Raw genomic sequence first — 18,595 nt, 5'->3', positions numbered from 1 at the left:
TGTTACTTCTCCTCGATGGTGCGGGCGTGACTGACGGCGGGTTCGTTGCCGCCGAGCAGGAGGTAGAGAACGGCCATCCGGATGGAGACTCCGTTTGCGACCTGCTCGACCACGGTGCAGCGGTCGGAGTCGGCGACCTCGGCGGTGATCTCCATCCCGCGGACCATCGGGCCGGGGTGCATCACGATGGCGTGCTCGGGCATCCGCGCCATGCGGTCGCCGTCGAGGCCGTAGCGCCGCGAGTACTCGCGCTCGGTCGGGAAGAACGCGGCGTTCATGCGCTCGCGCTGGACGCGCAGCATCATCACCGCGTCGGACTTGGGGAGGACGGCGTCGAGGTCGTACGACACCTCGCAGGGCCAGTTCCCGACGCCGACCGGCACCAGGGTGGGCGGGGCGACCAGGGTGACCTCGGCGCCCAGGGTGTGCAGCAGGTCGACGTTGGAGCGGGCGACCCGGCTGTGCAGGACGTCTCCGACGATCGTGATGCGCTTGCCGGCCAGGTCCTGCCCTATCCCGGCGTCCCGGCCGACGAGCCGGCGGCGCATGGTGAAGGCGTCGAGGAGGGCCTGGGTGGGGTGCTGGTGGGTGCCGTCACCGGCGTTGATGACGGCGGCGTCGATCCAGCCGGAGGTGGCGAGACGGTAGGGGGCTCCGGAGGCGCCGTGCCGGATGACGACGGCGTCGACGCCCATCGCCTCCAGGGTCTGGGCGGTGTCCTTCAGGGACTCGCCCTTGGAGACGCTCGACCCCTTGGCGGTGAAGTTGATGACGTCCGCCGACAGCCGCTTCTCGGCGGCTTCGAAGGAGATCCGGGTCCGGGTCGAGTCCTCGAAGAAGAGGTTGACCACGGTGCGGCCGCGCAGGGTCGGCAGTTTCTTGATCGGCCGGTCGGCGACCCGGGCCATCTCCTCGGCGGTGTCGAGGATCAGGACGGCGTCGTCGCGGGTGAGGTCGGCGGCCGAGATGAGATGACGCTGCATCTGTCAGGCTCCGTAAGGCAGTTCACATATCGGGAGATTGCGGGCAAGCGCGGGCGCACCGGTGCGGTGTGGGCCCCTGGGCTTGCTACGGGGTCGGCTTCACACCGAGCAGCACGGTGTCGCGACCGTCCTCCTCGGTGAGCAGGACCTTGACCGTCTCCCGCAGCGACGTGGGGAGGTTCTTGCCGACATAGTCGGCGCGGATGGGCAGTTCGCGGTGGCCGCGGTCGACGAGGACCGCGAGCTGCACCGCGCGTGGGCGCCCGATGTCGTTCAGGGCGTCGAGGGCGGCGCGGATGGTGCGGCCGGAGAAGAGCACGTCGTCGACGAGGACGACCAGTCTGCCGTCGATGCCGTCACCGGGGATCTCGGTGCGGGCCAGCGCACGCGGCGGGTGCATGCGCAGGTCGTCGCGGTACATGGTGATGTCGAGCGAACCGACGGGCGTCTTGCGGTCGGTGATCTCCTCCAGCTTGGCGGCGAGCCGCCGGGCGAGGAAGACACCGCGGGTCGGAATGCCGAGGAGCACCACGTCGTCGGCGCCCTTGGCGCGCTCGACGATCTCGTGGGCGATGCGGGTCAGGACCCGCGCGATGTCGGGCCCTTCGAGAACGGGCCGGGCATCGGATGCCTGAAGGTCGGGCTTTACCTGCTTGTCCATACGAAACGGACCCCCTTCTCCGCCTCACGGGACGGACCTTAAAGGACGTCGGATTTGCGCCATCCACCGTATCAGGTGCCGGAGAGGCCCCTGATCACCCCCTTGGCGTAATCGGTCGTCACCGCCACGGAAGAGTCGGTGCGGACCATTCGGCTTGACGCGAGAGAGTAACGCTGCGTAACCTCACAGTGAGTTACCAGCCGCGCGGCGGGACCAAGGCCGGCCGCGTCGACACAGTGTCCGGGGAGCCATATGTCCAGCGAATACGCCAAACAGCTCGGGGCCAAGCTCCGGGCCATCCGCACCCAGCAGGGCCTTTCCCTCCACGGTGTCGAGGAGAAGTCCCAGGGGCGCTGGAAGGCCGTGGTGGTCGGTTCGTACGAGCGCGGCGACCGTGCCGTGACCGTGCAGCGCCTTGCCGAGCTGGCGGATTTCTACGGCGTTCCGGTGCAGGAGCTGCTGCCGGGCACCACCCCGGGCGGAGCCGCCGAGCCGCCGCCCAAACTGGTCCTGGACCTGGAGCGGCTGGCCACCGTGCCGGCCGAGAAGGCGGGCCCGCTGCAGCGCTACGCGGCGACGATCCAGTCCCAGCGCGGTGACTACAACGGCAAGGTGCTGTCGATCCGCCAGGACGACCTGCGCACACTGGCCGTCATCTACGACCAGTCCCCCTCGGTCCTCACCGAGCAGCTGATCAGCTGGGGTGTCCTGGACGCGGACGCCCGCCGCGCGGTCGCCACCCACGAGGACGCCTGACCCCCACAACGCCTGAGCAGAAACGTGCCGCCGGGGCGGCCGGAACCCGATGGTTCCGGCCGCCCCGGCGGCTTTTGGGCGACAGCGGCACAGCGCGCCCCCAGGGGGCGCGGGGCTGTATCGATGTGCGGCTCCGCCGCGTGGGCGCGACAAGCCCCCATACGCCCCGCAGCCGCCCTACAAGCGCACCACCCACCCCATTGGGCACACAAACGCCGGAGGGCCCGCAGCGTGCGCTTGCTGCGGGCCCTCCGGCGTTTGTCGGCTCACGCCTCCCGGCGCAGCGACGGCTTCAGCTCCTTCAGCCGCCCCAGCAGTCCGTTCACGAACGACGGCGACTCGTCCGTCGAGAACTCCTTCGCCAGCTGCACCATCTCGTCGAGGACGACCGCGTCCGGCGTCTCGTCGACCCAGATCAGCTCGTACGCGCCGAGGCGCAGGATGTTGCGGTCGACGACCGGCATCCGGTCGAGCGTCCAGCCGACGGCGTACTGGGCGATCAGCTCGTCGATCCGCCGCACGTGCTCCGCGTAGCCCTCGACCAGCTGCATCGTGTATTCGCTCACCGGCGGCTGCCGGGTGTCGTCCCGGGAGAGCCTGATCCAGTCCGCGAGAACGGTCAGGACGTCGGCCCCGCGTTGGTCGCCCTCGAAGAGGATCTGGAAGGCGCGCTTGCGGGCCGTGTTGCGGGCAGCCACGGTTAGCTGTTCACCCGGCCGAGGTAGTCGCCGGTGCGGGTGTCGACCTTGATCTTCTCACCGGAGGTGATGAAGAGCGGGACCTGGATCTCGTAGCCGGTCTCCAGCTTGGCGGGCTTGGTGCCGCCGGTGGAGCGGTCGCCCTGGACGCCCGGCTCGGTCTCGGCGATGGTCAGCTCGACGGCGGCGGGCAGCTCGACGTAGAGCACCTGCCCCTCGTTCTGCGCGACCATGGCCTCGAAGCCCTCGATCAGGAAGTTCGCGACGTCACCGACGGTCTTGCGGTCGATGTGCAGCTGGTCGTACGTGTCCATGTCCATGAAGACGAAGTAGTCGCCGTCCATGTACGAGAACTGCATGTCGCGCTTGTCGACGTTGGCCGTCTCGACCTTGACGCCGGCGTTGAAGGTCTTGTCGACCACCTTGCCGGACAGCACGTTCTTCAGCTTGGTGCGCACGAAGGCCGGGCCCTTGCCGGGCTTGACGTGCTGGAACTCGACGACGGACCAGAGCTGGCCCCCGTCGAGCTTGAGCACCAGGCCGTTCTTGAGGTCGTTCGTGGAAGCCACGGTTGCGGAATCTCCTGGACTGACGTACGACCCCGGATCACGCGCTACAGCGCGAGCAGCTCCTTGGTCGTGATGGTGAGTAGCTCGGGTCCGCCGTCCGCCTCAGGGCGTACGACGAGCGTGTCATCGATCCGGACACCGCCCCGGCCCGGGAGGTGGACCCCCGGTTCGACGGTGACCGGCACGCAAGCGTCCAGTTTACCCATGGACGACGGAGCGAGCTGCGGGTCCTCGTCGATTTCGAGTCCGACGCCGTGTCCCGTGAGGGGCTGGAGTCCCTCGGCGTAGCCCGCGGAGTCCAGCACCTGGCGGGCGGCGCGGTCCACGTCACGGTAGGCGGCCCCGGGTACGAGGCTCTCCCGGCCGGCCCGCTGAGCGGCGAAGACGAGGTCGTAGAGCTCGATCTGCCAGTCGGCGGGCGAGGTGCCGATGACGAAGGTACGCCCGATCTCGCAGCGGTAGCCGCGGTAGGTGGCGCCGAGGCAGACGGAGAGAAAGTCGCCCTCCTCGACCCGCCGGTCGGTGGGGCGGTGGCCGCGGCGGCCGGAGTTCGGTCCGGTCGCCACGGAGGTGGGGAAGGCCGGGCCGTCGGCGCCGTGGTCGACCAGGCGGCGCTCCAGCTCCAGGGCGAGATGCCGTTCGGTGCGGCCGACGAGGATCGACTCCAGCAGTTCGCCGAGGGCCTGGTCGGCGATCTCGGCACCGATCCGGAGGCAGGAGATCTCCTCCTCGTCCTTCACGACCCTCAGCTGCTCGACGGCGCCGCCGAGGTCGGTGAGGTGGAGGCGGGGGGCGACCGAGGAGAGGGCGCGGTGCCGGGTCACCGTGAGGTGGTGCTCCTCGACGGCGAGGGCGTCGGCGTCCTGGGCGTCGGCGAGGTCGGCGGCGGCCACGGCGGGGTCACCGCCGGGTCCTTCGAGGAGGTGCTGCCGAAGGGAGTCGTCGGGGCGGGCCTCGGTGGGGCGGTCGTCCTGGGGGCCGGGGCTGACGAGGAGATCCTCGCGCTTGCCGAGCAGCAGGACGGAGCCGGCGGGGGCGGCGCCGGCGAGGTATCTCACGTTGGCAGGGCGTGAGACGAGCGCGGACTGGCAGCCGGCCGCGTTGCATCGTTCCCTCAGCCTGGTTCGGCGGGCCGCGTACACGTCTGACATGAGTCGAGCGTAGGAGTCGTGGGCGATTTGTGCCGGTTGAGGGGGGCCGAGTGGGGTGGCGGGGCGCCGTTGCGGGGTGCGGGGTCCGTGGACCTTTTTTGCGTTAGTTCCCGCGCCCCTGAAGTGATCGGTCGTCCGTCGGCTGCGGACCGGTGGGGTGTTCGCGTGCACCCGGTGGAGCCGCAGCTCCGTGCGGCGCCGCGCCCCGGGGACGTGGCAGCCCCGCCTGCTACCAGCTCGGTGGGCTAGCTATCGCCCGGGCCAGGACCTCGTCCAGCACGCGGGCCGTGCTCGGAACGTCCAACTGGGAGTTGTCGATGATCGGGAGGCCCGAGCCGTACCAGCCCGCCATGCGGCCGTGGATACGGGCCACCTCCTCGTCGGCGAGGCGGCGGTTGCCCGTGCGTTCGGCGTTGCGCTCCAGGACGATGTCGAGGCCCGGGAGGAGAACCACCGGGAGGAGGCCGGGACCGACGTGGCGCTTCCAGCCGCCGAGGCCGACGACCGGGCGATCCGGGAAGACCGCGTCGTCGAGGATGCACGAGATCCCGTTGGCCAGGAAGTTGCGCGCGGCGAAGCCACAGGTGCGGCGGGCCAGGCGGTACTGGGCCTCGGAGTTGTCGTTCCAGCCGGACTGGGGGTCGGCGAAGCCGGAGCGGACCCATTCGCGGACGTCGTCGAGGCTGATGTGGGCCGTGGGCACCCGGCGGTGGTCGGCCCAGTACTTGGCCACGCTCGTCTTGCCCGCACCCGCCGGGCCGATGAGGAGGACAGCCAGGGTGGTGGTGGTCGGGTCGGGCATGGTGGTCGCGGCCGGGGATGCGGTGGGGATGCCGACCGGGGCGCCCGGCGGTAGCGGCACATGACCCGTGGTGTCGGGAGGCGGCGGGGCCGAGGGCAAGGGGGGCGGCGGCGGGACCGACGGTTGCGGGGGCGCGGCCGGCGGCGGCGGCACGGGCGCGGGGCCCTGCGGCGCTCCCGGGTGGTGTGCGGCCGGCGGCCAGCCGGTCGGTCCCTGCCCCGGCTGATGGGGCGGCGGCAGCGGAGATCCCACTGCGTGCTGCATCCGGTGCCACTCCGTCTCGTCATGTGCGGCTGCGCTCGTTACCGAACGGTACCGCCCCCGGTCGTCGTTTGGTGAAACGGCCGGGGGCGGTACGAAGTGCCCGTGCCGGGAGGCGAATCGGGCGGAAGGAACAGCGGCGGACTTACTGTCCGACCTCGCCGTAGGCGGCGAGCAGCACGGCCGGGTCCGGGCCCTCCAGGACGGTCGGCTTGGCGAGGCCGTCGAGGACGATGAAGCGCAGCAGGTCGCCGCGGGACTTCTTGTCGACCTTCATCGTCTCGACGAGCTTGGGCCACTGGTCGTAGCGGTAGTGCAGCGGCAGGCCGACCGATTCGAGGATCGCGCGGTGGCGGTCGGCCGTCGCGTCGTCCAGGCGTCCGGCCAGCCGGCCGAGTTCGGCGGCGAAGTGCATGCCGACGGCGACCGCGGCGCCGTGCCGCCACTTGTAGCGCTCGTTCTTCTCGATGGCGTGGCCGAGCGTGTGGCCGTAGTTGAGGATCTCCCGCAGGCCCGACTCCCTGAGGTCGGAGGAGACGACCTCGGCCTTGACCCGGATGGAGCGCTCGATCAGCTCGGCCGTGTGCGGGCCGGCCGGGGTGCGCGCGGCCTCGGGGTCGGACTCGATGAGCTCCAGGATCGCCGGGTCGGCGATGAAGCCGGCCTTGATGACCTCGGCGAGCCCGGAGACGTAGTCGTTGACCGGGAGGGAGTCCAGTGCGGCCAGGTCGCACAGCACACCGGCGGGCGGGTGGAAGGCGCCCACCAGGTTCTTGCCCTCGGCGGTGTTGATGCCGGTCTTGCCGCCGACGGCCGCGTCGACCATGGCGAGGACGGTGGTCGGGATGGCGATCCAGCGCACCCCGCGCAGCCAGGTCGCGGCCACGAAACCGGCCAGGTCCGTCGTCGCCCCGCCGCCCACGCCCACGATGACGTCGGAGCGGGTGAACCCGGACTGGCCGAGCGCCTTCCAGCAGTAGGCGGCGACCTCGGCGGTCTTGGCCTCCTCCGCGTTGGGCACCTGGATGGCGACGGCCTCGAAGCCCTGCCCGGCGAGGTCGGCGCGGAGCGCGTCCCCGGTCTCGGCGAGTGCCTCGGGGTGGATCACCGCGACCCGCTTGACCCTCTCGCCGATCAACCCGCCCAGTTCGCCGAGCAGTTGACGGCCCACCAGGACCTCGTACGGCTCGGTGCCCGCCGTGCCGCCGACCTGGATCCGGCTGACTGCCTCGCTCATGCTTCCTTCAACTCCAGTGCGTCCAGGGCTGCTTGGGTGACCTCTTCGGGTGTACGGCCGTCGGTCGCGACGACCGCCGAGGCGACCTCCTCGTACAGGTGCCGCCGTGCGTCCATCAGCTCGCGCCACTGCCTGCGCGGGTTGATCGCCAGCAGCGGCCGGGCCGCGTTCAGGCCGGTGCGCTTGACGGCCTCCTCGACGTCCATCGAGAGGTAGACCACCCGCCGGCCGGCCAGCAGCGCACGCGTGTCCGCGTCGAGGATCGCGCCGCCGCCCAGCGCGAGGACACCCTCGTGCTCGGCCAGCGCCACCTGCACGGCCCGCTTCTCGATCTCCCGGAAGACCGCCTCGCCCTCGGCCACGAAGATGTCGGCGATGGCCCGGTCCTCGGCGGCGACGATGTCCTCGTCGGTGTCCCGGTAGCCGACGCCGAGCCGCTCGGCGAGCAGCTGCCCGACCGTGGACTTACCGACGCCCATCGGTCCGACCAGCACCACCACCGGTGCGCTGCTCATCGGATGACCAGGTTCTCGAGGTACGACCGCACGTTGCGACGGGTCTCGGGCACCGAGTCGCCGCCGAACTTCTCCGCGACCGCGTCCGCCAGGACGAGCGCCACCATCGCCTCGGCGACGATGCCGGCGGCCGGCACCGCGGAGACGTCGGAACGCTGGTGATGGGCCTGGGTCGCCTCGCCGGTGGTGACGTCGACGGTCTGCAGGGCGCGCGGCACGGTCGCGATCGGCTTCATCGCGGCCCGCACCCGCAGCAGCTCACCGGTGGACAGACCGCCCTCGGTGCCGCCGGCCCGGCCGGAGACGCGGCGGATCCCCTCGGGCGTGTTCACGATCTCGTCGTGCGCCTTGGAGCCGGGCACCCGCGCCAGCTCGAAGCCGTCGCCGATCTCGACACCCTTGATCGCCTGGATACCCATCAGGGCCCCGGCGAGCCGGGCGTCCAGCTTGCGGTCCCAGTGCACATGGGAGCCGAGGCCGACCGGGACGCCGTACGCGACCACCTCGACCACACCGCCGAGGGTGTCGCCGTCCTTGTGCGCCTGGTCGACCTCCGCGACCATCGCCTTCGACGCGTCCGCGTCCAGGCAGCGCAGCGGGTCGGCGTCCAGCTTCTCGACATCGGCCGGGGTGGGGTAGACACCGGCCGGGGCCTTCACTGAGCACAGCTCGACCACGTGCGAGACGATCTCGATGCCGGCCGTCTCCTTCAGATACGACCGGGCCACCGCACCCAGCGCCACCCGGGCCGCGGTCTCCCGGGCGGAAGCACGCTCCAGGACCGGCCGGGCCTCGTCGAAGCCGTACTTCTGCATACCGGCGAGGTCGGCGTGGCCGGGACGGGGCCGGGTCAGCGGGGCGTTGCGGGCCAGCCCGGCGAGGATCTCGGGGTCGACCGGGTCGGCCGCCATGACCTGCTCCCACTTGGGCCACTCGGAGTTGCCCACCATGATCGCGACCGGGGAACCGAGGGTCAGACCGTGCCGGACACCACCCAGGAAAGTGACCTGGTCCTGCTCGAACTTCATGCGCGCACCGCGTCCGTAACCGAGCCGCCGCCGCGCCAGGTGGTCGGCGACCATCTCGGTCGTGATCGGCACGCCGGCGGGAAGGCCCTCCAGCGTCGCGACAAGTGCGGGACCGTGGGACTCCCCCGCGGTCAGCCAACGCAGCCTGCTCAACGATGCTCCTCAGTGCTCGCGCCCTGGTACTGCCCTGCGTACGCGCGTCCTCGCGTACGGCGACGGCCCGACCGGGTGCGCGGCCCCGGTCCGCCGTCTTTGATCCTCCCACGTCCGGGCGGTGAACCCGGCCGCCGGTCCAGCAGACGGACGCGGAGGTGGACCGGGTCAGCGCTCGGCGAGTGCCTTCTCCCCGGCCCTGCGCATGGCGTCCAGCGGCGCCGGGGCGCGGCCGGTCATCTGTTCGACCTGGAGCACGGCCTGGTGCACCAGGAGGTCGAGGCCGCCCACCACGGCTCCGCCGAACATGGACCAGCGTGCGGCCAGCGCCGTGGGCCAGGGATGGTAGAGGACGTCGAAGAGGGTGGTGGGGCGCTCGGGTACGGCGGCGGCGAGGGCGTCGGTGGTGCCCGCCGGGGTGGTGGCGATCACCAGGGGGGCGTGCAGGGCCTGTTCGGCATCGGCCCAGTCGGCGGTCCGCACGTCCACGTCGAGCCGCTCGCCCCAGTGCCGCATCTCGGCGGCGCGCTCCTCGCTGCGGACGTAGGCGACGACCCCGCCGGTGCAGATCCGGGAGAGCGCGGCCAGCGCCGAGGAGGCGGTGGCGCCGGCGCCGAGGATCGCGGCGGAGTCGACCTGTTCGATGCCGTGCTCACGCAACGCGGCGACCATGCCCGGGATGTCGGTGTTGTCCCCGAGTCGTCGGCCGTCCTCCGTGAAGACGACCGTGTTGACCGCGTCGACCGAGGCGGCCGTCTCACTGATCTCGTCGACCAGCGGGATGACCGCCCGCTTCAGCGGCATGGTCAGCGACAGCCCCGCCCACTCCGGCCCCAGCTGCCCGAGGAAGCCGGGCAGCCGGGTCTCGTCGACCTCGAAGCGCTCGTACGACCAGTCGGTGAGCCCGAGTTCGTCGTACGCGGCCCGGTGCAGCACCGGGGAGAGGGAGTGGGCGATGGGCTTACCGAGCACAGCGGCCCGGCGGGCATCAGTTGCCCGAGTTGGCATTGAACTTTTCCTTGAGCTTCTCGAATTCGGCGTTGGTCTTGGCGAATTCGGTATTGTTCACGCCGTCGGTCGCCACGAAATACATCCAGCCCTCGTCGGTCGGATTCAGTGCCGCCTTCAGCGCTTCGTCGCCGGGGTTGCCGATCGGACCGGGCGGAAGGCCCTTCTGCGTGTACGTGTTGTACGCGTCCTTGTTGCTGTTGATCTCCGACTCGCTGATGTGGATGTTGCTCGTGCCCTTCAGGTAGTTGAAGGTCGAGTCGAATTGGAGCAACTGGTTCGTCTCGGTGTTCGTGGGCTCGAGGCGGTTGTAGATCACTTCCGCCATCTTGCGGAAGTCGTCGTGTGTCTTTCCTTCGGCCTGGACGAGGCTCGCGACCGTGATGACCTGCAGCGGGTTGTCCAGGTCGTACTTCTTGGCCTGTGCCGCGAGGTCGTAGGTGGCGTATTCCTCCTTGGCCGCGGCGACCATCTGCTTCAGGATCGCGTCGGGCTTCATGCCCTTCGCCGCGGGATAGGTACCCGGGAAGAGGAAGCCCTCCAGCGGGTCCATGATCTTGCTGTCGGTGTTCGCGTAACTCGGCAGACCGAAGCCCTTGTACCCGGTCCTGGCGACCTTCTTGGTCGTGCCGGCGGAAAGCCCGAGCCTTTTGTCGAGATCCACGTAGATGGCCGCCGCACGCTCGCCCGGAGTGACCACCACATTGGCCTTGCTCTTCGGGTCGAGCATCAGCTGTACGGCGCTCGCGGCGGACATCTCCTTCTTCAGGAGATAGGCACCGGCCTGAATCGTTTTTCCATCAGGGTTCTGCGACTGGGCGGCCACGAACGCGTCCACGCTCTTGACCACGCCGGCCTCCTTCAGACGCCGGCCGATGTCGTATCCGCCCGCGCCCTTCGGGATCTCGACGGTCACCGAGCCGTCACCGCCGCCCGCGTAGTCCGGAGCCGCGCCGAAGCGATTTTGGTAGAAGTGCCAGCCGTAATAGCCGACCGTGGCCGCACCGCCGCCGAAGACCAGGCAGACCACCAGACAGGCGCAGCCGTTGCGACGCTTCTTGGCCCCCTTGCCACCCTTCGCGTCCTTGCCGCGGCCACCACCGCGGCGCCCTTTCGGGTCGTCGTCATCCTCGTCTTCATCCTCGGCGCCCGTGAAGAAGGGGTGCTGCTCCTCCTCGACGACGGGCTCCGGCTGCGCCTCCGGCTCCGGTTCGCGCCGGCGGCCGGGCGGCTCCGGCGGCGGATAGGCGTCCTCGGTGCCGTAGAAGTCGGGCTGCTCCCCGCCGTACGCCACCGGCTGCTGGCCGTAGGGGTCGCCCGGGTCGGCGGCGTAGGGCACCTGGCCGTGGGTGCCGGTCGCATCCCAGCCGCCCTGGTGATAGTGCTGCTGGGCATGGCCGACGTACTGCTGGTCGTACTGCTGCTGACCCTGTCCGTCGGCGTACTGAAGCTGGCCCTGTTCGTCGTAGTACGCGTACTGCTGCTGGCCGTGGTGCTGGTCGTACTCGCCCTGCGGGTGCTGGCTCCAGTCGCCGTACTGCTGCTGCGGCTGCTGCGGATAGTGCTGCGGCTGACCGCCGTAGGGGGACTGCTGACCCACGTGGGCCTGCTGTCCTCCCCATCCGTCGTCCCCGTACAACGGGTCCTCCGGATGCCACGGTTCGGGGCCTTCGCCCCGGCCATACTCAGTCATCGATCCCCTAGAGCCGCGAAGCGGCGCGTCAGCGGCTGGTGGGCCGACTGTCGTACCGCTTCTTGCTGTGCGGTGGCTGTTCGAAAACCATCGCATCGCGCGGAACGTTACCGTATCGCGATCAGATGACCACTTCGACGCCCTCGCCGGGTGGATTACCTGACACCCGTTCGGATTCCAGCGCCTGCTGGAGGATGATCACAGCGGCGGCCTGGTCGATGACCGAGCGGCCCTTCTTGGACTTCACCCCCGAGGCGCGCAGTCCCTGACTGGCCGTCACGGTCGTCATCCGCTCGTCGACCAGCCGGACCGGCACCGGCTTGATGCCGTTGGCCAGCTCCTGCGCGAAGGCCCGGACCTTCACGGCGGCCGGGCCCTCCCCTCCCTTGAGGGAGCGTGGGAGTCCGACGACGACCTCGATCGGTTCGTACTCCTCGATCAGTTGTCCGAGCCGGCGGTGGGCCGCCGGGATGTCCCGGCCCGGGACCGTCTCGACCGGGGTGGCGAGGATCCCGTCGGGGTCGCACGAGGCGACCCCGATCCGGGCGTCCCCGACGTCGATGGCGAGTCGACGTCCTCTGCGCATCTTCGTGACCGTTTCTTACTTGGCGGTCTCGGCCACGAGACGCTCGACGGCGTCGATGGCCTCGCCCACGGCGGCCGGGTTCTGGCCGCCGCCCTGGGCGACGTCCGGCTTGCCGCCGCCACCGCCGCCGAGGGTCTTGGCGGCGGTGCGCACCAGGTCACCGGCCTTGAGGCCGCGGTCGCGGGCGGCGTCGTTGGTGGCGATGACCGTGAGCGGCTTGCCGTTGTTGACCGTGAACAGGGCGACCACGGCGGCGCGTCCGCCCTGGATGCGACCGCGCACGTCGAGGACGAGCTTGCGCAGGTCGTCCGGGGTGGTGCCGCCCGGGACCTGCCCGGTCACCACGGCGATCCCGCGGACGTCCTTCGCGGAGTCGACCAGGCCGCCGGCGGCCTGGAGCACCTTCTCCGCACGGAACTTCTCGATCTCCTTCTCGGCGTCCTTCAACTTGCCGAGCATGGCGGAGACCTTCTCCGGAAGCTCCTCCGGACGGCCCTTGATCAGCTCCTGGAGCTGGGCGACGACCGTGTGCTCACGGGCCAGGAAGTTGTAGGCGTCGACGCCGACGAGGGCCTCGATACGGCGGACCCCCGAGCCGATCGACGACTCACCGAGCAGCTTCACCAGGCCCAGCTGGGCGGTGTTGTGCACATGGGTGCCGCCGCACAGCTCCTTGGAGAAGTCGCCGATGGTCACCACACGGACCCGCTCGCCGTACTTCTCGCCGAACTCGGCGATGGCGCCCTGCTTCTTGGCCTCGTCGATGCCCATGATGTCGGCGCGCACGTCCAGGTCGCGGGCGAGCACCTCGTTGATCTTCTGCTCGACGTCGGTCATCACGGCCGTCGGGACGGCGGACGGCGAGCCGAAGTCGAAGCGGAAGCGGCCGGGCTGGTTCTCGGAACCGGCCTGGGCGGCCGTCGGGCCGAGGGCGTCGCGCAGCGCCTGGTGGGTGAGGTGGGTGGCCGAGTGGGCGCGGGCGATGGCGGTGCGGCGGCGCTGGTCGATCGCGGCGTGGGCCTTGGCGCCGACCGTCACCTCGCCGAACTGGACGACGCCCTTGTGGACGTAGACGCCCGGGACCGGCTTCTGGGTGTCGCGGATCTCGACGACGGCACCGGAGTCGACCTTGATCCGGCCGGTGTCGCCGATCTGACCGCCGCCCTCGGCGTAGAACGGGGTGCGGTCCAGGACGATCTCGACCTCGTCGCCCTCGGTGGCGGCAGGCGAGGAGACGCCGTCGACCAGGATGCCGACGATCGTGGTCTCGCCCTCGGTGTCGGAGTAGCCGATGAAGTCGGTCTCGCCGGTCTTGTCGGCGATCTCGCGGTAGGCGCCGGCGCCGCCGTGCCCGGTCTTCTTGGCCTGGGCGTCGGCCTTGGCGCGGTCCCGCTGCTCCTTCATCAGGCGGCGGAAGCCGTCCTCGTCCACCGCGAGGCCCTGCTCGGCGGCCATCTCGAGGGTGAGGTCGATCGGGAAGCCCCAGGTGTCGTGGAGCAGGAAGGCCTTGTCACCGGCGAGGACCGTGCCACCGGCCTCCTTGGTCTCGGTGACGGCGGTGTCGAGGATGTTGGTGCCGGCCTTCAGCGTCTTGAGGAAGGCGTTCTCCTCGGCGACGGCGACCTTCTCGATGCGCTCGCGGTCGGTGACCAGCTCGGGGTACTGCTGGCCCATCATCTGGATGACGGTGTCGACCAGGTCCAGGACGACCGGGCCGGTGGCGCCCAGCAGCCGCATGTTGCGGATGGCGCGGCGCATGATGCGGCGCAGGACGTAGCCGCGGCCCTCGTTGCCGGGGGTGACTCCGTCACCGATGAGCATCACCGACGTCCGCATGTGGTCGGTGACCACGCGCAGCGAGACGTCCGAGCCGTGGGCGTCGCCGTAGGCCACGCCGGTCAGCTCGGTGGCCTTCTTGATGACGGCCATGGAGGTGTCGATCTCGTACATGTTCTGCACGCCCTGCAGAATCATGGCGAGACGCTCCAGGCCGAGGCCCGTGTCGATGTTCTTGCTCGGCAGCTCTCCGAGGATCTCGAAGTTGTCCTTGCCGATGCCCTCGCCGCGCTCGTACTGCATGAAGACGAGGTTCCAGATCTCCACGTACCGCTCGTCGTTGACGGCCGGGCCGCCCTCGACGCCGAACTCGGGGCCGCGGTCGTAGTTGATCTCGGAGCAGGGGCCGCAGGGTCCGGGGACGCCCATGGACCAGTAGTTGTCCTTCATGCCGAGGCGCTGGATGCGCTCCTTCGGCACGCCGACGACGTCGTGCCAGATGCGCTCGGCCTCGTCGTCGTCCTTGTAGACGGTGATCCACAGACGGTCCGGCTCCAGGCCGTAACCGCCCTTGTCCTGGGGGCTGGTGAGCAGCTCCCAGGCGTACTTGATGGCGCCTTCCTTGAAGTAGTCGCCGAAGGAGAAGTTGCCGCACATCTGGAAGAACGTGCCGTGCCGGGTGGTCTTGCCGACCTCTTCGATGTCCGGTGTGCGCACGCACTTCTGCACGCTGGTGGCGCGGTCGAAGGGCGGCTTGACCTCACCCAGGAAGTAGGGCTTGAAGGGCACCATGCCGGCCGGGACGAGGAGCAGAGTCGGGTCGTCCGCGATGAGCGACGCCGAAGGGACGACGGTGTGCCCGCGCTCCTCGAAGAAGCTCAGCCAGCGGCGGCGAATCTCTGCCGACTCCATCAGTGGTCCTCATTCCGGTCGTGCGAGTACGTCGTGTTCTCGATGTACTTCGGGTTGCTGCGGTTGTTCTCGATGGCGGTGAGCCGCCGGGGCGCGGGGAGTTCGGGGTCCGCGTTGATGCCCAGCGCGTCCCCCAGCTCCGCCTCCCGCTGGGCCATGTTGTCGCGGACGTCGAGCGCGAAGCCGATCGCCCGGTCCTTGATCCGGTGGCCGGTCTCCAGCGCCTTGTTCGCGGCGGTGGCGGCGAGACTCTCGGGAGTCAGCTGCCTGAGCTTGCGGTTGACCTTGGTGGTGGCCCAGACACCGGCGGCGACACCGGTGGTGAACCAGAAGGTACGGCGGAACATCTGCCTGGCTCCTACTTTCCCCGGTTCTTCCGCCGTGCGGCGGGCACGGTCCGGCCCACGATCACGGTACGCCCGGGCTCCCGGGCGGGCACGTCCTCCGCCTTGCGGCCGGTCAGGGCCCGGCGCACGCCGTAGCCGAACGCCGCGACCTTGACCAGCGGGCCGCCGAAGGTGGAGGCGACGGTGGTCGACAGCGCGGAGGCGTTGGAGGTGACCTCCTGGACGTCGGAGGCGATCGCGTCGACCCGGTCGATCTGGGTCTGCGCGGAGCGTACGGCCGCGGAGGCGTCGGCGAGCAGCGGGACGGCCTGGTCGGTCACGTCCGCCACGAGCTTGGTGGTCGCCTTGAGCGTCTGGGCCAGCCTCACGAGAGCCACCGCGAGGAAGGAGACCAGGATCGCCCAGAAGACGGCCACCAGGATCCCGGCCACCTCTCCACCGGACACTGCGCGCACCCGCTCCCTGAAACGTGCCTCAACATCGAAAAGTCTGCACCGAGCCTATCGCGCCGGGCGTGGGACTCCGTACCGGATTACCGGCGCGCTGGAGGTGGAGTTGCGGGAAGCGATTGTACGGACTGATTACGGTTAAGTACGCTCCGTTTCCATGCGAGGTCCTCAGCGCCCCGGCTCTTCGGCGGACGGCAATCTGCCCCTGGAACTGACCGCGTTCGTGGGTCGCTCGGCCGAACTCGGCGAGCTGGCCCGGGCCCTGGAGTCCGGCCGGCTGGTGACGGTGACCGGGGTCGGCGGGGTCGGCAAGTCCCGGCTCGCGGCCCGGGCGGCCGCCGCGGCGGCGCCCCGGGACGGGGTGTGGCGGGTGGAGCTGGCCGCGGTGCGCGATCCGGGGTTCGTGGAGTACGCGGTCGTGGAGGCGCTGGGCCTGACCGACCACACCACCCGGCTGCCGCGCGAGACGCTTCTGGAGCACCTGGCCGGCCATCGCTGCCTGCTGCTCGACGGGTGCGAGCACCTGGTCGACGGGTGTGCGGACCTGGTGGCCGAGTTGCTGCGGCGGCTGCCCGACCTGACCGTGCTGGCGGTGGGGCGGCGGCCGCTGGGCGTGGCGGGTGAGCGGTTGTTCCCGCTGGCGCCGCTCGGCGAGGACGAGGCGGTGGAGCTGTTCGCCGAGCGCGCCGAGCGGCAGGGGTTGGAGGTCCGGGACCGTGCGGAGGTTCGGGAGGTGTGCCGGCGGCTGGACGGGATCCCGCTGGCGATCGAGCTGGCGGCGGGCCGGCTGCGGGCGCTGTCGCCGGGGCAGCTGCTGGAGCGGCTCGACGACCGGTTCCGGCTGCTGACCGGCGGCGGCCGCGACGGCCTCCCCCGCCATCAGACGCTGCGCACGGCGATCGGCTGGAGCCATGAACTGTGCACCCCCGCCGAGCGGTTGCTGTGGGCACGGCTGTCGGTGTTCGCGGGGACCTTCGACCTGGAGGCCGCCGAGTACGTGTGCGGCGGGGACGGGCTGTCGTCCGAGAACGTCCTGGACGTGCTGGTGGAGCTGCTCGCGCAGTCGGTGGTGTCCCGGGAGGAGACCGCGACGGGGGTGCGCTACCGGATGCTCGACACCGTACGGGCGTACGGCGCCGACTGGCTGGCGGCGACGGGGGACGCGGGGCGGCTGCGGCGCCGGCACCGCGACTGGTTCATGGGGCTGGCGACCTGGTGCGAGCTGGACTGGTTCTCGCCGCGGCAGGGCGAGGTGGCCGCGCGTGTCGAGGCCGAGCTGCCGAACCTGCGGGCCGCCCTGGACCACTGTCTGACCGAGCCGGACGAGGCACATCTGGGCCAGTATCTGGCGGGCTCGCTGTGGTTCTACTGGGCGGGCTGCGGGCGGCTCTCGGAGGGGCGGCGCTGGCTGGAGCTCAGTCTGGAGCTGGACTCGGAGTATCCGCGGTCCCGGCTGAAGGCGCTGTGGGTGCTCGGCTATGTGGCGATCCTGCAGGGCGACGCGGTGCCCGCGCTGGCCGCGCTCCAGGAGTGCCAGGAGGAGGCCGAGCTGGTCGCCGACCCCATGGCGGTGGCGTACGCGGAACATCGCACGGGCTGTCTGGCCCTGGTCACGGACGACATGGCGCGGGCGGAGACGCTGCTGCGCTCGGCGCTCGGCCGGTACCGGGAGATCGGCGAGCTCAACAGCAATGTCCTGATGGGCCAGGTCGAGCTGGCGATGACCAGGGCGTTCCTCGGCGATCTGCCGGACGCGGTGCGGCTGTGCGAGGACGTGCGGCGGGTGTGCGAGGACCACGGCGAGCACTGGGCCCGGTCGTACGCGCTGTATGTGCTGGCGTACGCGGCCTGGCAAGGCGGCGACCACGCTGGCGCCCGCGAGCTGCTGACCGACTGCCTGGGCCATGCACACGGCTTCCGTGACCTGCTTGGCTCAGTTCTGTCGATCGAGCTCCTTGCCCTGGTGACTGTTGCACAGGGCGATCCGGCGGAAGCGGCGGTGCTGCAGGGCGCGGCGGGTCGGATGTGGCCGTCGGTGGGGCTGCCGCTGTTCGGCTCGGCCTACTACAACGCCCCGCACGAGCTGTGCGAGGCGATGGCCCGGCGGGCGCTGGGCGAGGAGCGGTACGCGGAGTGCGTACGACAGGGCGCCCTGCTGGACCGGGAGGCGGCGGTGGCCCGGGCGCTGGAGTACTTCGGGGTACGGCCGCTGGACGCGCTGCCGTCGCCGCGCGGGCCGGTGCGGCAGCGTCGGGACGGTGCCGGTATGCGCAAGCCCGCCGCCTCGCCCACCCGGAAGGGCGGGGAGACGGCGGGCTGACGCTGGAGTGCTGCGCCGGGGCTGGGATCAGCGGGCGTAGTACTCGACGACGAGCTGCTCGTCACAGATGATCGGAACTTCCTTGCGGTTGGGCTCGCGGTCCAGGCGGAACGCCAGGGCCTTGAGGTTCACCTGCAGGTAGCGCGGGATCTCGCCGTCGGGGGCGAAGCCACCCTCACGGGCGATCTGGAAGAGCGTCTTGTCCTTCGAGCGGTCACGGACCTGGATGACGTCGTCCGGACGCACGCGGTAGGACGGCTTGTCGACCTTCTGGCCGTTGACCTGGATGTGGCCGTGGACGACCATCTGGCGGGCCTGGTAGATCGTGCGGGCGATGCCCGAACGCAGGACCAGCGCGTCGAGGCGACGCTCCAGCTCGATGATCAGGGCCTCACCGGTCTTGCCCTGCACCTTGGAGGCACGCTCGTAGGCGCGGACGAGCTGACGCTCGGACACGTCGTACTGCGCGCGCAGACGCTGCTTCTCCAGCAGACGGACCTTGTAGTCCGAGTTCTGCTTGCGGCCGCGGCCGTGCTCACCCGGCGGGTAGGGGCGGGCCTCGAAGTACTTGACGGCCTTCGGGGTCAGCGCGATGCCGAGGGCACGCGACTTCTTGACCTTGGGGCGGGACTGGTTCGCCACTTGTCTCTTTCTTCCTTCTGATATCCGGCTCGTCAGGGTTAAGGGAGG

General features: G+C 70.5%; 18 protein-coding genes. 2 read left to right on the top strand and 16 right to left on the bottom strand.

All coding sequences use genetic code 11. The annotated features are described in order from the left end of the window. Positions 1 to 2: 2 nt before the first annotated feature. Both AB0D59_RS16565 and pyrR read right to left on the bottom strand, forming a co-directional pair. Complete coding sequence (locus AB0D59_RS16565) at positions 3 to 983, bottom strand: aspartate carbamoyltransferase catalytic subunit (protein WP_351735628.1); 981 nt, start codon at positions 981 to 983, stop codon at positions 3 to 5. An 85-nt stretch (positions 984 to 1,068) separates the two neighbouring features. Beyond that, the gene (gene pyrR / locus AB0D59_RS16560; protein ID WP_362565356.1) at positions 1,069 to 1,644 is read right to left on the bottom strand and encodes a bifunctional pyr operon transcriptional regulator/uracil phosphoribosyltransferase PyrR; all 576 of its coding nucleotides are present in this window, start codon (positions 1,642 to 1,644) and stop codon (positions 1,069 to 1,071) included. 252 nt (positions 1,645 to 1,896) lie between these two features. On the opposite strand from pyrR, the gene bldD reads away from it, so the two are divergent. Next, complete coding sequence (gene bldD, locus AB0D59_RS16555; RefSeq protein ID WP_020938842.1) at positions 1,897 to 2,400, top strand: transcriptional regulator BldD; 504 nt, start codon at positions 1,897 to 1,899, stop codon at positions 2,398 to 2,400. Positions 2,401 to 2,666: 266 nt separating this feature from the next. On the opposite strand, the gene nusB is transcribed toward bldD, so the two are convergent. The 13 genes from nusB to AB0D59_RS16490 form a co-directional block, all read right to left on the bottom strand. Then, on the bottom strand, positions 2,667 to 3,098 hold the full coding sequence (gene nusB / locus AB0D59_RS16550) for a transcription antitermination factor NusB (protein ID WP_351707158.1): 432 nt from the start codon (positions 3,096 to 3,098) through the stop codon (positions 2,667 to 2,669). Between the two features lie 2 nt (positions 3,099 to 3,100). Continuing rightward, entirely contained in the window at positions 3,101 to 3,667 is a 567-nt protein-coding gene (gene efp, locus AB0D59_RS16545; RefSeq protein ID WP_351707161.1) for an elongation factor P, read from the bottom strand. A gap of 44 nt (positions 3,668 to 3,711) precedes the next feature. After that, positions 3,712 to 4,818 carry an aminopeptidase P family protein gene (locus AB0D59_RS16540; protein WP_362565353.1) on the bottom strand — a complete coding sequence of 369 codons (1,107 nt, stop codon included), beginning with the start codon at positions 4,816 to 4,818 and terminating at the stop codon, positions 3,712 to 3,714. A gap of 229 nt (positions 4,819 to 5,047) precedes the next feature. Further along, a complete protein-coding gene (locus tag AB0D59_RS16535; protein ID WP_362565351.1) occupies positions 5,048 to 5,884 on the bottom strand; it encodes a Pro-rich N-terminal domain-containing protein in 837 nt (278 codons plus the stop codon). 142 nt (positions 5,885 to 6,026) lie between these two features. Then, positions 6,027 to 7,118: a 3-dehydroquinate synthase gene (aroB, locus tag AB0D59_RS16530; protein ID WP_362565349.1), complete on the bottom strand. Its 1,092-nt coding sequence runs from the start codon at positions 7,116 to 7,118 to the stop codon at positions 6,027 to 6,029. After that, positions 7,115 to 7,633: a shikimate kinase gene (locus tag AB0D59_RS16525; protein WP_362565347.1), complete on the bottom strand. Its 519-nt coding sequence runs from the start codon at positions 7,631 to 7,633 to the stop codon at positions 7,115 to 7,117. The genes aroB and AB0D59_RS16525 overlap by 4 nt, the downstream gene beginning before the upstream one ends. Then, complete coding sequence (aroC, locus tag AB0D59_RS16520; RefSeq protein WP_362565345.1) at positions 7,630 to 8,814, bottom strand: chorismate synthase; 1,185 nt, start codon at positions 8,812 to 8,814, stop codon at positions 7,630 to 7,632. The genes AB0D59_RS16525 and aroC overlap by 4 nt, the downstream gene beginning before the upstream one ends. A gap of 168 nt (positions 8,815 to 8,982) precedes the next feature. Beyond that, the gene (locus AB0D59_RS16515) at positions 8,983 to 9,822 is read right to left on the bottom strand and encodes a shikimate dehydrogenase (RefSeq protein ID WP_362565343.1); all 840 of its coding nucleotides are present in this window, start codon (positions 9,820 to 9,822) and stop codon (positions 8,983 to 8,985) included. Next, positions 9,803 to 11,515, bottom strand: a complete 1,713-nt coding sequence (gene mltG, locus AB0D59_RS16510) for an endolytic transglycosylase MltG (RefSeq protein ID WP_362565341.1) — start codon at positions 11,513 to 11,515, stop codon at positions 9,803 to 9,805. The genes AB0D59_RS16515 and mltG overlap by 20 nt, the downstream gene beginning before the upstream one ends. 121 nt (positions 11,516 to 11,636) lie before the next feature. Next, entirely contained in the window at positions 11,637 to 12,101 is a 465-nt protein-coding gene (ruvX, locus tag AB0D59_RS16505; RefSeq protein ID WP_362565339.1) for a Holliday junction resolvase RuvX, read from the bottom strand. A gap of 15 nt (positions 12,102 to 12,116) precedes the next feature. Next, positions 12,117 to 14,789: an alanine--tRNA ligase gene (gene alaS, locus AB0D59_RS16500; RefSeq protein ID WP_362565337.1), complete on the bottom strand. Its 2,673-nt coding sequence runs from the start codon at positions 14,787 to 14,789 to the stop codon at positions 12,117 to 12,119. Beyond that, entirely contained in the window at positions 14,789 to 15,136 is a 348-nt protein-coding gene (locus AB0D59_RS16495) for a hypothetical protein (RefSeq protein WP_362565335.1), read from the bottom strand. The genes alaS and AB0D59_RS16495 overlap by 1 nt, the downstream gene beginning before the upstream one ends. Positions 15,137 to 15,147: 11 nt before the next feature. After that, on the bottom strand, positions 15,148 to 15,591 hold the full coding sequence (locus tag AB0D59_RS16490) for a DUF948 domain-containing protein (protein ID WP_351707371.1): 444 nt from the start codon (positions 15,589 to 15,591) through the stop codon (positions 15,148 to 15,150). 151 nt (positions 15,592 to 15,742) lie between these two features. Here AB0D59_RS16490 and AB0D59_RS16485 point away from each other — a divergent pair, with 151 nt between their 5' ends. Further along, positions 15,743 to 17,905, top strand: coding sequence for an AAA family ATPase (locus tag AB0D59_RS16485; protein WP_362565333.1), 2,163 nt, complete (start codon positions 15,743 to 15,745; stop codon positions 17,903 to 17,905). 27 nt (positions 17,906 to 17,932) lie between these two features. On the opposite strand, the gene rpsD is transcribed toward AB0D59_RS16485, so the two are convergent. Beyond that, positions 17,933 to 18,547 carry a 30S ribosomal protein S4 gene (gene rpsD, locus AB0D59_RS16480; protein WP_351707197.1) on the bottom strand — a complete coding sequence of 205 codons (615 nt, stop codon included), beginning with the start codon at positions 18,545 to 18,547 and terminating at the stop codon, positions 17,933 to 17,935. Positions 18,548 to 18,595: the final 48 nt, after the last annotated feature.

The organism is Streptomyces sp. NPDC048417 (assembly GCF_040651615.1).
GTDB lineage: Bacteria > Actinomycetota > Actinomycetes > Streptomycetales > Streptomycetaceae > Streptomyces.
This window is presented reverse-complemented; position numbering and strand designations above follow the sequence as displayed.